At 69.8% G+C, this 12,048-nt stretch carries 11 protein-coding genes and 1 pseudogene; 6 read left to right on the forward strand and 6 right to left on the reverse strand.

Annotated features, from left to right (window positions below; all coding sequences use genetic code 11):
• Positions 1–202: 202 nt before the first annotated feature.
• The gene (locus AB0G10_RS26150; protein ID WP_360926824.1) at positions 203–988 is read left to right on the forward strand and encodes an HD domain-containing protein; all 786 of its coding nucleotides are present in this window, start codon (positions 203–205) and stop codon (positions 986–988) included.
• Between the two features lie 27 nt (positions 989–1,015).
• Here the strand turns inward: AB0G10_RS26150 and AB0G10_RS26155 are convergent, their stop codons facing one another.
• Entirely contained in the window at positions 1,016–1,750 is a 735-nt protein-coding gene (locus tag AB0G10_RS26155; RefSeq protein ID WP_360926827.1) for a response regulator transcription factor, read from the reverse strand.
• 142 nt (positions 1,751–1,892) lie between these two features.
• On the opposite strand from AB0G10_RS26155, the gene AB0G10_RS26160 reads away from it, so the two are divergent.
• From AB0G10_RS26160 to AB0G10_RS26170, 3 genes are read left to right on the forward strand one after another with little or no spacing between them, the layout of a single operon-like run.
• Entirely contained in the window at positions 1,893–2,921 is a 1,029-nt protein-coding gene (locus tag AB0G10_RS26160; protein ID WP_360926830.1) for a glycoside hydrolase family 43 protein, read from the forward strand.
• Positions 2,921–3,922: a cellulase family glycosylhydrolase gene (locus AB0G10_RS26165; protein WP_360926833.1), complete on the forward strand. Its 1,002-nt coding sequence runs from the start codon at positions 2,921–2,923 to the stop codon at positions 3,920–3,922. Before AB0G10_RS26160 ends, AB0G10_RS26165 begins: the two co-directional genes overlap by 1 nt.
• Before the next feature lie 37 nt (positions 3,923–3,959).
• A complete protein-coding gene (locus tag AB0G10_RS26170; RefSeq protein WP_360926835.1) occupies positions 3,960–5,645 on the forward strand; it encodes a Na+/H+ antiporter in 1,686 nt (561 codons plus the stop codon).
• 28 nt (positions 5,646–5,673) lie between these two features.
• Here the strand turns inward: AB0G10_RS26170 and AB0G10_RS26175 are convergent, their stop codons facing one another.
• Positions 5,674–6,183, reverse strand: coding sequence for a hypothetical protein (locus tag AB0G10_RS26175; RefSeq protein ID WP_360926838.1), 510 nt, complete (start codon positions 6,181–6,183; stop codon positions 5,674–5,676).
• Between the two features lie 61 nt (positions 6,184–6,244).
• On the opposite strand from AB0G10_RS26175, the gene pdxY reads away from it, so the two are divergent.
• Positions 6,245–7,096, forward strand: a complete 852-nt coding sequence (pdxY, locus tag AB0G10_RS26180; RefSeq protein WP_360926841.1) for a pyridoxal kinase PdxY — start codon at positions 6,245–6,247, stop codon at positions 7,094–7,096.
• A gap of 41 nt (positions 7,097–7,137) precedes the next feature.
• On the opposite strand, the gene AB0G10_RS26185 is transcribed toward pdxY, so the two are convergent.
• Together AB0G10_RS26185 and AB0G10_RS26190 are read right to left on the reverse strand one after the other, a co-directional pair.
• Positions 7,138–7,848: a hypothetical protein gene (locus AB0G10_RS26185; protein ID WP_360926844.1), complete on the reverse strand. Its 711-nt coding sequence runs from the start codon at positions 7,846–7,848 to the stop codon at positions 7,138–7,140.
• A gap of 458 nt (positions 7,849–8,306) precedes the next feature.
• Positions 8,307–8,836 (reverse strand): annotated as a pseudogene (locus AB0G10_RS26190) (IS21 family transposase); the annotation flags it as partial.
• 241 nt (positions 8,837–9,077) lie between these two features.
• Here AB0G10_RS26190 and AB0G10_RS26195 point away from each other — a divergent pair.
• A complete protein-coding gene (locus AB0G10_RS26195) occupies positions 9,078–9,839 on the forward strand; it encodes an SDR family NAD(P)-dependent oxidoreductase (RefSeq protein WP_360926847.1) in 762 nt (253 codons plus the stop codon).
• 66 nt (positions 9,840–9,905) lie between these two features.
• On the opposite strand, the gene AB0G10_RS26200 is transcribed toward AB0G10_RS26195, so the two are convergent.
• Both AB0G10_RS26200 and AB0G10_RS26205 read right to left on the reverse strand, forming a co-directional pair.
• Positions 9,906–10,415 carry a hypothetical protein gene (locus AB0G10_RS26200; protein WP_360926850.1) on the reverse strand — a complete coding sequence of 170 codons (510 nt, stop codon included), beginning with the start codon at positions 10,413–10,415 and terminating at the stop codon, positions 9,906–9,908.
• Positions 10,416–10,455: 40 nt separating this feature from the next.
• Positions 10,456–12,018 carry a serine/threonine-protein kinase gene (locus AB0G10_RS26205; protein ID WP_360926853.1) on the reverse strand — a complete coding sequence of 521 codons (1,563 nt, stop codon included), beginning with the start codon at positions 12,016–12,018 and terminating at the stop codon, positions 10,456–10,458.
• Positions 12,019–12,048: the final 30 nt, after the last annotated feature.

Here is a 12,048-nt window from a genome sequence, read left to right on the forward strand (position 1 = left end):
CACCCGAATCCGTGGAACCCGTGCTGGATGACGGGGATCTCTGACGGTCCGGAAAGGATCACTCTCCGTTCGCCGCCGAATCAGAATCTGCCGTTCAGCGGTCATGGTCAATAGCTGCCCGCAAGAAATTACCGGCGCTGCAAACCGCATGTCCGGGAATGGGAGGGAAGGGCGCGGTGGCGAGGGTCGATACACTCGCCGCATGGGCTACACAATGGGTGATCTGCTCAGGACTCTCAGTGACTCCGGCCGCCACGGCGACATCCCGCAGGTCTGGAACGCGTACGAAATCGCGAAACGTGCGCACGGCCGGCAGCGCCGGGTCAGCGGCGACCTCTACATCACCCACCCGGTTGCGGTCGCGGGAATCGTGGCGTCGCACGGTGGCACCATTCCCGCCATCTGCGCCGCTCTACTGCACGACGTCATCGAGGACACCCGCGTGACCTCGAACCAGCTGCACGCCGAATTCGGCCCGGGCATCGCCGGCATGGTCGAGGACCTGACGCTCGACGCGGTCCGGAGCGAACGTTCGGCGGACCCCGGCCTGGCTCTGGTCGCCCTCGCTGACCGGCTCCACAACATGCGGACGATCAGCCCGCTGCGAGCCCCGCGACGCCAGCGTGCATCCCTGGACACCCTGGTATTCCACGTGCCGCTCGCCCACCGTCTTCAGGTCACCGGGATCGCGACGGAGATGACGGAACTGGCGTGTGCCACCCTCGACACCCTGGACAGCCCGGGCATCCGGGAGCGGCGCCGACGGATGACACAGGCGATGCGCCGCGCCGATCCGCGGTCGGCCGCCGAGGCGGTCGCGGCGTTCGGCGGAGGCGCTGCCCTGCTGGGAAGCGGCGCGGTGCCGGAATGGGCGCTGGTGAGTGGAGGCGCCGGTGCGCTGGCGCTGCTGGCCGCCACCCTGTTCGGGCGCGATCCGCGCGCCGCCGAGCGCCTGGCGGCACTGCTGCGAGCGCACCGCCGGGACTGAGGCGCGGACGAAGGTGCCGGGCGTGAACTACGCGAGCACGGAAGCGAGCGATCGCTCCCAGCTGTCCTCCGTGGGCAGTGCGCTCACGGCCCCCGAGCTGCCTCCGGGCAGGACGAACTTGTAGCCGACCTGCCGCACCGTACCGATCATCTTCTCGCAGTTCGGCCCGAGCTTGGCGCGCAGCCGACGGACGTGCACATCCACGGTGCGGGTGCCGCCGAAGTAGTCGTAACCCCACACCTCGCGCAGCAGCTGGTCGCGGCTGAACACCCGGCCGGGCTGCTGGGCCAGGAACCTCAGCAGCTCGAACTCCTTGTAGGTCAGCACCAGCGACTCGCCGCGCAGCTTGGTCGTGTAGCTGTGCGGGTCGATGGTCAGGTCGCCGACGTGGATGAGGTCGTCGGTCGTGGCGTTCTCCAGGCCGCGCCGCTTCACGACCATGGCGAGCCGGGCCGCGACCTCGGCCGGGCCGGCGGTGGTGAGGATGAAGTCGTCGATCGACCAGTCGGCGCTGACGGCGGCGAGGCCGGCCTCCCGGACCAGCGCGATCACCGGCACGTTCACGCCGTTCGCGCGCAGCGCCCGGCAGGTCGCCCGGGCCTGGTTGAGCTGCGTGCAGGCGTCGACGAGCACGGCCGCGACGTTCGGGTCCCTCGTCGACTCGGTCCAGCTCTCCAGGGGCGAGACCTTGACCGTGTACGGCAACAGGTCCAGGGAGGGCAGCGCCTCGAGGTGGTTACCGGTCAGCAGAAGGAGGTTCATGACGCCACTGTTCACGACAACTGTTTCCACTGGATATCGCGCGTGCTTCGTCCCGTACACATTGATGTTTGTCTCTTGACAGGCTAGGTGTTAGCGATAACATCTCCCGGTAACACCGCCGTAACATTCGGAAGGATCCCCCATGTTCCTTCGAAAGGTCGTCCTCGCCGGCGCGGCACTGCTGGCCGCGCTCATCCCCGGCACGCCCGCGCTCGCGGCCCCCGGCCCGTCGTTCACCAACCCCCTGGTCGGCACGCCGAACAGCGCCGATCCCTCGATCGTCTACTCCAACGGCAACTGGTACTACCTGGCCACCACCTGGTCGTCAAAGATCATCATGCGTACGTCGTCGACGATGGCCGGACTGAAGAACGCGCCGGAACGGACCGTGTTCACGCTCACCGCAGGACCGGGCTGCTGCACCATGTGGGCGCCGGACCTGCAGTGGATCAACAACCGGTGGTACATCTACTTCTCGGCCGAGCCCTCACCCGGGCAGGGCCAGCGCCGGACCGGGGTGCTGGAGAGCAACGGCACCGACCCGCTCGGGCCGTACACGTATCGGGGCATCCTCAACCTGGAGCCCAACGGCGGGTGGGCGATCGACGGCAGCGTCGTGCGTTTCAACGGCTGGCCGAACCACTTCGTCTACTCGGCGTTCCGCGGCGGCGAGCAGAGCCTGTTCATCGCGCCGATGTCGTCGCCCATCCAGGTCTCGCGCAACGGCACCCGCATCTCGACGCCGACCCTGTCCTGGGAACGTCAGGGCGGCGCCGTCAACGAGGGCCCGTACGCCGTGTACAACGGCGGCAAGACGTTCCTCACGTACTCGGCGAGCCACTGCCAGACCGCCGACTACAAACTCGGCACGCTGACCTGGACCGGCGGCGACCCGACGCTGCCGAGCTCGTGGATGAAACGGTCCACGCCGATCTTCCAGCGCAGTGATGCGAACGGCATCTACGGCCCCGGCCACGCCTCCTTCGTCCGGTCCCCGGACGGCGCCGAGACGTGGATCGTCTACCACGCGAACGCGGCGGCCAACCAGGGCTGCGGCACCACCCGCACCACTCGGGCGCAGAAGATCGGCTGGAACGCCGACGGCACCCCCAACCCCGGCGTCCCGGTGCGGACCGGCGTCTCCGTCGCAGGCCCGTCGGGAGATTCGTGATGAAGAATCTCGCCAAGATCGCTCTGATCGCTTTCGTGGCCGGCGTCGTCGCCGTCCCCTCACCGGCTCATGCCGCCACCAGCGGATTCCGGGGCATGAACTGGGCCGTCCTCGGTGACAACTTCAGCACCGGCCCGCTCGTCATCCAGGGGCTGAGCCAGTCCGACAGCAACGCCACGGTTCGGGCGAAGGCCAACGCCGTGTACGACGACATGGCCGCCATCGGCGTCAACACCGTCCGGCTGCCGATCAACACCCACACGGTCGGCACCACCTGGTGGAACGCCTACCGGGGCGCCATCGACGCCGCCACCGCCCGCGGCTTCAAGGTCATCCTGGCGTACTGGGAGGACGGCGCCGCCTCGGGCGGCCGGATCACCAACATCGCCGCCTGGAACACCATGTGGTCCAAGGTGACCTACACCTACGGCGCCAACACGAACGTCTACTTCGAGCCGATGAACGAACCGCACGGCTACACCTCGGCCGAGTGGCGCACCGTCGCCGCGAACTGGTTGAGCTACCACTACTCGGCGGTGCCGGCCCGCACGCTCATCGGCGGCACCGGATACAGCCAGGACCTGCGCGACGTCTGCAACGACAGCCGGTTCAGCGGAACCCTGCTCTCCTTCCACCACTACGCCTTCTTCTACAGCCCGATGACCTACGACGCCTTCCGTAGCCACGTGCAGACCCGCCTGGGCAACTGCGCCTCCCGGGCCGTCGTCACCGAGTACGGCGCGCCGATGTCCACCGGCCTGAACTACGCGGACGCGAACAGCACTGACAACTTCGTGCGCCACATCCGCGCCGTCACGCAGGTCATGCGCGACAGCCAGATGGGTGGGGTGTATTGGCCGGCCGTCGGCGGCAAGCCCACCGGCAGCTCCGGGTTCGACTACTACTCGATGTTCGCGCTGAGCGGCAGCGGCACCGACCTCAACCTGACCGTCCGCAACACCTCAGGCCGCGACCGGGTGAGGTACGGCTGGGGCCTCTGACTCCCACGACCGGGCCACCCGTGGACAATGGGAGGTCATGAGCGTCCACGAGTTGCTGATCTTCGTGCTCGCCGCCGGCGCCGTGATCGTGGTGGTGCGGTGGATCGCCAACCGGACGGGGCTCCCGGCCGCCGCGCTGCTGCCGCTCATCGGCATCGGTTACGCGCTGCTGCCGGGACCCAACGTCTCGCTGGACCCGGACATCATCCTGACGTTCGTGCTGCCGCCGCTGCTCTACAGCGCGGCCCTGGACTCCTCACTGCTCGGCATCCGCCGCAATCTGCGTACCGTCGTGAGCCTGTCGGTCTTCCTGGTTCTGCTCACCGCGCTGCTGATCGGTTTCGGCTTCGCGTGGTTCGTCGCCGGCGCGACCCTGGCGGCGGGGGTCGCGGTCGGCGCCGCCGTCGCGCCACCGGACCCGGTGGCCGCGCTGGCGGTCGGGCGCCGGGCCGGGCTCCCTCCCCGGCTCGTCACCCTGATCCAGGGTGAAGGGCTGCTCAACGACGCCACCGCCCTCACCATCCTGAGCGTCGCCGTCGCGGCGGCGGTGGACGGCGACTTCTCGGCGCCGGCCGCGCTCGGCCAGTTCGTGATCGCCGCCGTGGGCGGGGTCGCCGTCGGCGTGACGGTCGCCTTCGTCGTCCGGCTGCTGTCCCGGCCCGTGAGCAGCGATCCGCTACTGGCCAACACGGTGTCGCTCGGCGTCCCGTTCGTCGCCTACCTGATCGGCGAGCAACTGCACGTCTCCGGTGTGCTGGCGGTCGTCGTGGCGGGTCTGGTCGTCGGCCACCATCGGCCGCAGTCCGCCTCCGGAGCGGGCCGGCTGCAGACCAGCGCGGTCTGGCGGCTCGTCGACTTCCTGCTCGAAGGCTTCGTGTTCCTGCTGATCGGTCAGCAGTTGCCCGCCGTGGTCCGGGGCCTGGCCAGCTACGACACGAGCACCGTCGTCGTCGCCGTCTCGATCACGGTCGGGGTCGTCCTGCTGCTGCGGCCCCTCTGGCTGCTGCTGACGCAGTCGCTTCCCCGTTCCCTGCACACCTGGCTGGGCAGCGGCCGATTCGACCTCGGCAGCGGCCGATTCGACAAGGACGACGACACCGAGCCGGACGACGGCGCGCCGCTGACGGGCCGGGAGGTCGTCGCGTTGAGCTGGTCCGGCACCCGAGGCGTGATCAGCCTCGCGGCGATCTTCACGCTGCCGCTGGTGACCGAGAGCGGAGAACCGTTCCCGGATCGCGACCTGCTGCTGTTCTGCACGTACGTCGTCGTGTTCGTCACCCTGGTGGGGCAGGGCCTCACCTTCGCGCCGATCGTCCGGGCGCTCGGACTGCGCGCGAACGACAACGACAAGGCCCGCCTGCGCAACGAGGCACGTTCGGCGTCCGTCGAGGCGGCCCTCGTGGCCCTCGACGACCTGCAGGAGCAGAACCACGACGACATCCACGTCCATGTGATCGACACGATGCGCGGCCAATTGCGTACGCGGCTCGGCCGTTACCAGCGCCGCGTCGCCCTCCTGCGGACCAGCGACCCGGACAGCCCGCCGGTGTCGGCGACGTACGAGGCCGCGCTGCACGTGCGCCGGGTGGCGCTCGACGCCCAGCGGGAGGAACTGCTGCGCTGGCGGGACACCGGCCGGCTGCCCGACGAAGGCCTGCGCACCCTGGAACGCGAACTCGACCACGAGGAACTCCTGCTCCCCGACAGGCCGGCGCAACGCTAGGTTCTGTTCGGCAGGGGCCGGATCACCGTCAGGCGAGGGCGCGGATCGCCTTGACGACGTCCCCGGTCACCCCGCCGCAGAAGTCGCGGGGCAGACCGGGGTGCACCCAGCGGCCCCGCGCGTCCAGCACGGCCAGCCACGGCACATGGATGATCGCCGCCGTACAGCCGTAGACGGTGTCGCCGTCCGGGACCGGCGGCGGCTGGTCGGGTGCGCGCAGGGCCGCCGTCAACGCGGTGACGTCGTCCGACCGCGTCTCGGTGACGGCGGACGGGTCGAGGCCGCGGTCGCAGACGACGGCGGCGACCGGCTGGAACGCGGCATCCAGCAGCGGGAGAGTCGTCTCCTCGGGGACGGCCTCGTCGTCGTAGGTCACCGACGGCTCCTCGGCGCACGACGTCCACCGGTCGTGGACCTCCAGAGCGGCCGAGGACCGCGGCGGCAGGCTCGGCCCGGGGCCGGCCGGTTCCGCCCCGGCGGCGCAGGACGAAGTGGCCGCGACCAGCGCGATGCCGAGGACCATCGTCAACGTACGCACGGCGATTCAGCTTAGCGACTCGGCCGTATGCCGTGGGCCGCCGGACTCTAGGCTTGGTGGCATGAAGGTTCTGTCCATCCAGTCGGCGGTCGCGCACGGCCACGTCGGCAACTCCGCGGCCGTCTTCCCGCTGCAGCGCATCGGTGTCGAGGTCGTGCCGGTCCTCACCGTGAACTTCTCCAACCACACCGGCTACGGCGCCTGGCGCGGGCCGCTCATCCCGCCGGCGGATGTGGCGGAGGTGCTGCTCGGCGTCGAGGAGCGCGGCGTGTTCCCGCAGATCGACGCGGTGCTGTCGGGATATCAGGGCGGGGCGGGCATCGCCGACGTCATCATCGACGCGGTGCGCAGGGTCAAGGACGCCAACCCCCGAGCCGTGTACGCCTGCGACCCCGTCATGGGCAACGCCAAGTCGGGATGCTTCGTCGCGCCCGAGATCCCGGTGCTGCTGCGGGACCGTGTGGTGCCGGTCGCCGACATCATCACCCCGAACCAGTTCGAGCTGGGCTTCCTGACCGGCACCGAACCGGCCGACATCGCGTCGACCCTCGAGTCGGCCGACCTGGCCCGCGCCATGGGCCCGAAGACGGTGCTGGTCACCAGCGTGGAACGCCCCGACCGGGAGGAGGGCACCATCGAGATGCTGGTGGTCGACCCGTCCGGCGCCTGGATCGTCACCACCCCGCACCTGCCGTTCAAGGCCAACGGCTCCGGCGACGTCACGGCCGCCCTGTTCACCGCGCACTACGTCGCCACCAACGACGCCGCGCTCGCCCTGGAGCGCACCGCGTCCAGCGTCTTCGACCTGATCGAGACCACCTTCAAGTCGGGTGAGCGCGAGCTGCGGCTCATCCAGGCGCAGGAGTTCTACGCGACGCCGCGCATGCAGTTCAAGGCCGAGAAGGTGCGCTGAGCCGAGGATCGCGCGCGCCCGCTCCCCGAGCAGGCGCGCGCTCACACGTCGGCCACCGTCAACCAGTCGGCCGAACGCGGCCGATAGCCGTACCGCCTCATCAACCCGTACACCACCGCCGGCACATGAGCCGCGCCGTAGACGACGGCCACCTCGATCGGCTCCCCGCCGCGCTCCTCGTGCAGCCGGTAGAGGGCCTCCAGCAGCCGATCGTCGCGATCACCACCGAAGGCGGCCTCGAGCTGCGGCGACCACTCGGCGGCCTGCTCCGCCTCCACCGAGGGCAGATCGTTCTGCTCCATCGACCGCGACCAGATCATCTTGGTGCCGCCGAACAGGCGCGCGACCACGACGACGGGAAGCGCGCACCACATCATCAGCCGGTGCGCGAGCGGCACCCGCCGCCAGCCCGTCGCGAACTCCTCGTGGCTGACGTCCGGATGCACCACCGGAACACCCAGCGCGCCGTAGTCGATGTCCTGCTCGACGAGCTGCGCCTTCCGGTTGAACCGCAGCGCCGTGTAGCTGAGCGTCAGCGCGCTGGTCAGCACCGAGTTCCTGCGCCGGCCGCCGCCGACCCCCTCGATCACGATGACGTCGGCGTGCTTGAGCCGGCTGGTCACTGCCGCGTAGAACGCCGGCTTAGCCATGTGGATCATCGGATAGAGCACGAACTGCAGCGCAGAGTCCTTGCACCGCAGCCGGATGACCGCCGACCGCACCCCGAGATCGGTCACTTCGATGATCTGCATGCCGTCCGCCCCCCGACGTATCCGGACCGTGCCGCCATGGTGACAGCGACTGTCCAGCCCCGACCGCGTCTCGACTTGAGGCGCGATCCGGACCCCGACTCAACACGCAACCTGGGTGCCCCGACGGCGTGTTGAGTTGAGTCGCGATCCGGACCTGAAGTCAACACGCGAGCGAGCCGCCCGCGAAGTCGCGGGACGCGTCCGGCACGAGGCCTCAGTCCGACCAGGGATCTCGGCCTGGCTTCGGTCGTGAAAGTGGGGCTCGAATGGGCGGCTCTTTTGGTCCCGGGCGGTGTGTTTCAGCGTGATCAATGTTCGTGAGTTTCGGTCCCACCGTGCAGACGTAGGCGGGTGAGCGCGAGCATGTCGATCAGCCAGCCGGGGCCGCCGGTGATGTCTCGGGCGTGCAGGAGTGCGTCGACCTCGCGACGGGCTGCCGGGCTCGCGCCGGCGAAGTACACCGAGTAGCGGTTGGTGCGGACGGTGATCGGGCTGTCGGTCGACGCGTGGGCTCAGTCAGGTGCCGGTCTCGAACGCATCCTCAGGCAGCGGTGCCAGCTTTGGTTGCTCGATGGCGAAGTGCGCGCCGATGGTCTGCTTGCGGGTGCTGATGCGCCGGGCGTCGTCGTCGGCGTCCCATGCCTCGACCATGGTGTTGAGCTGCGCGAAGGAGTCGACGTCGGGAACGGGGACCAGGTGGTTGCGCCGGAACCAGCCGATCTGCCCTTCGACGCCGCCCTTCTCGTGGGCGCCTTGTAAGCCTGGCTGGCAGTAGAAGGCCTGCGCCGAGTAGTGCGAACGGAAGGCGGTTGAACGCGTGGACGTGGCCTTCCAGGAAGGCTTCGGTGCCGCCGGAGGCGACGATCCGGTGCACGGCCTTGCCGGAGAACGAGAGCCGGAACGCGAACAGCATGCAGGTCACCGGTTCGCCGCGCAGGTTGACGACGACTTCCCCGAAGTCGACCTCGGCCTCGACGCCGGGCCGGTGCGTAGGACACCTGCTGCATGCCGTGTTCGTCGATCAGCCGGTCGTGGTGTGGTGCCAGAAATGGCGAACAAGACGCAGGTCACCGGCCCTCCGACCAGCCCGGCCGACTCCGGGAACATCGAGGTCCCGCCGGACATTCACCGGTAGTCATCTACTACAACTCATGAGGACTACCCGCGTCACTCCGGCGACGCCGGCACCCCGAGGAGACCGTGTGACCAGCCTTTTCGACCTAACCGGAATGACCGCCGTCGTCACCGGGTCCAGCCGCGGTATCGGCCTCGCCATCGCCCGCGCCCTGCTCGGCCAAGGCGCCCACGTTCTCATCAACGGCTACGACTCCGCCGAGACCGCCGACACCGCCCAGTCGCTGCGGGAGCAGTTCCCCGACACCGCTGACGGACAGGTTCGCGTCGCGGGCCTGGCTGGTGACATCGCTGACGAGAGCATCGCTCAACAGCTGATCGCGCAAGCCGTGACCACGTTCGGCGCGCTGGACCACCTGGTCTGCAACGCCGGCATCGACATCATCAAGCCCGCGATCGACTACCGGCCGGACGAGTGGGACCGGATCCTCGCCATCAACCTGCGGGGAGCGTTCCTGCCCGCCCAGGCCGCCGCCCGGCACTGGATCGGCCAGGGCCTCGCCGGGTCGATCACCATGACCTCGTCGATCGCCGGCCAGGTCGGCGTGCCGACCCTGGCACCCTATGCCGCCAGCAAAGGCGGCGTGAACCAGCTCGTGCGCACCCTCGCCGCGGAATGGGCACCGCACCACATCCGGGTCAACGCCGTCGCGCCCGGCTACGTCGCCAACATCATGGACAGCGTCACCGCCCACCAAGACCCGGCCTCCGACCAGCGCATCAACACCTTCACCCCACTCGGCCGCCGCGCCACCGTCGACGAAATCGCCGCCCCCTATGCCTTCCTCGCCTCACCCGCAGCCGGCTACATCACCGGCTCAATACTCGCCGTCGACGGCGGCTACACCGCAACCTGAAGCCGCATCGGGCGACCTGGCCGGCCAAGCGCATGGTCGGCCAGGTCGGGAGGCTGGTCCCGAAACTCACGAAACTGAGAACCATCGAGAAGCGGTGGGACCGGAACTCAAGAAGAAGTGGACCCCGAAACTACGACCAGAATCATCGGCCGGACAGGTAGGCGCTCGCCTGCTCCTCGTGGCTGAGGAACCGGGCCCGGCGTACGCCGAACAAGCCCGGCAACCCACCCAGCGGTCCGGGTCAGGCCCGGTGGCATCCCAGCACAGGATCGACGCGTCGCCGTCGACCGCCCACGCGATCAGCCGCGGCGCCGTGCCCTCCAACGCCGCCGGCTTCGGGGTGTCCCCCCACTGGAACACGGCCATCCGCGTCTCCGCCTGCATCCCGGCCCGGGCCGCCGTACCCTCCAGCGGCTCCGGCAGCAGCACATCCAGGTAGTCGCCGATGGAGCCGGCGCCGTACCGGTCGACGAACCGGCGATAGTCCGCCGGGAACGCGAGCCCGGCGGCGGCCCAGTCGACGGGCGGCACGCCCCCGGACGGCGGCGGCACCAGCCGCTCCAACGTCTCGATCACCGCAGAATTGTGTCAGGATGACATCGCTACGGCCGCGGACTCAGGTGCTCGACGGCACCGGATTCCGGAGGCGGAACCCGTGCCCGGTGAAAGCCGCGACGATCGTCGCCATCGACGTGTCGCCGTGGATCATGCAGGCGACCGGGACGGCGCTGTCCTCCCACCAGATTCCCTTGCGGCTCGAAGACAGGCGGTACGCCACGAACTGGCCGGTGACGGGGCCGTCCTCCCGGTACCACTCGTCGCGCCAGAAGATGTTGCGCTCCCAGATGCCGTTGTCCTCGCCCGCCGGCCGTCCGGTCCTGCGCATCACCGTCACGTCGGGGTAGCGGCTGCAGTAGAGCAGCAGGGCTACGCCGTCCTGGGAGAACTTGCAGTTCCGCCGGGCGAGCTGGCTCGTCGGCGGCGCCGATTCCCACCGGCAGGTGGCGTCGGTCCAGAAGGCCTCGTAGGGCTGGAGCAGGCTGTCCGTGACGACCGGCGACGGCAACGGCGACTCCGCGCCGGCCGCCTGGCCGTCCGGCGGCGGATCGCCCGAACTGCGTGGGATGGCCCACACCAGCGCGACGACGGCGGCGGTCAGCACGGCGGCGGCCATGGCGGCCGCGCCCTTCCAGGTGCTGCCGCGGGTGTCCGGCGTCGGCTCCGGGGCGATCCGTGTCGCCGCCGGACGCGCGGCGGCCGCGGTTCGGGCGGGCGCAGCCGACGGCGGTGGAGCAGGAGCAGGCCGGCGCCTTGTGCGCGGCCCGGCGGAGGCGGTCCGGGGTGCCCCGGATCGAGGGCGGGCGGCCGCGCGGTCCGGCGCGCCGAGCAGCATCCGGCGAGCCTGCGCGGCGGTGGGCCGGTGTTCCGGCCGTTTCTCGAGGCAGGCCCGCACCACCGTACGCAGCGGCTCCTCGGTCGCGTACAGCTCGGGCGGCTGGGTCAGGATGCGATGGGCGATCTCCTCGCGCATCTCGCCGGGGAAGGCCGGCCGGTCGGCCGCGGCGAAGACGAACGTCGCACCCCAGGCGAACAGGTCCACCGCGGACGTCAGCTGCTCGCTGCGGAGCTGCTCCGGGGCCATGTACGGGATGGTGCCGGCGATGTGGCCGACCCGATGGGTGGAGTCCAGCGCCTTGGCGATGCCGAAATCGATCACCCGGGCGCCGCCCTGCCCCAGGATGATGTTGGCGGGCTTGAAGTCGCAGTGGATGACGCGGGCGTGGTGGATCGCCTCCAGGGCGTTGAGTGACTGGCTAGCGACCAGCATCAACTGGCTGCCGCCGAGCGGGCCGTGCTCGCGGACCTGTTCGGCGAGCGTGGGCCCTTCGATGTACTCACTGACGATGTAGGGGATCTCGCCGGTCACGTCGAAGTCGAGCACGCGGGCTGTCACGAACGGCACCACCTTGCGCGCGTTGACCAGCTCGCGGTCGAGGTAGCGCTTCATCGCGCCACTGGCATCCCAGTCCACCCGGAGAACCTTGACGGCGACGCGTTCGCCGTCCCGGTCGGCGGCGAGGTAGACCTCGCCCTGCCCGCCGCGGCCGAGGCGGGCCAGGAACGTGTACGGCCCGACCCCGGGCGGATCATGTGGCCCCAGCTTCGTCGGTCGCGCCACGAGCGCCTCCTGACCCCGGAGTGACTCATT

This window comes from Actinoplanes sp. NPDC023714 (assembly GCF_040639855.1).
Taxonomy (GTDB): Bacteria; Actinomycetota; Actinomycetes; order Mycobacteriales; family Micromonosporaceae; genus Actinoplanes.

Excerpts from the sequence above, each read along its gene's own strand:
- AB0G10_RS26150 (WP_360926824.1), top strand. The coding sequence starts at position 203 with ATGGGCTACACAATGGGTGATCTGCTCAGGACTCTCAGTGACTCCGGC.
- AB0G10_RS26155 (WP_360926827.1), bottom strand. The coding sequence starts at position 1,750 with ATGAACCTCCTTCTGCTGACCGGTAACCACCTCGAGGCGCTGCCCTCC.
- AB0G10_RS26160 (WP_360926830.1), top strand. The coding sequence starts at position 1,893 with ATGTTCCTTCGAAAGGTCGTCCTCGCCGGCGCGGCACTGCTGGCCGCG.
- AB0G10_RS26165 (WP_360926833.1), top strand. The coding sequence starts at position 2,921 with ATGAAGAATCTCGCCAAGATCGCTCTGATCGCTTTCGTGGCCGGCGTC.
- AB0G10_RS26170 (WP_360926835.1), top strand. The coding sequence starts at position 3,960 with ATGAGCGTCCACGAGTTGCTGATCTTCGTGCTCGCCGCCGGCGCCGTG.
- pdxY (WP_360926841.1), top strand. The coding sequence starts at position 6,245 with ATGAAGGTTCTGTCCATCCAGTCGGCGGTCGCGCACGGCCACGTCGGC.
- AB0G10_RS26185 (WP_360926844.1), bottom strand. The coding sequence starts at position 7,848 with ATGCAGATCATCGAAGTGACCGATCTCGGGGTGCGGTCGGCGGTCATC.
- AB0G10_RS26195 (WP_360926847.1), top strand. The coding sequence starts at position 9,078 with ATGACCGCCGTCGTCACCGGGTCCAGCCGCGGTATCGGCCTCGCCATC.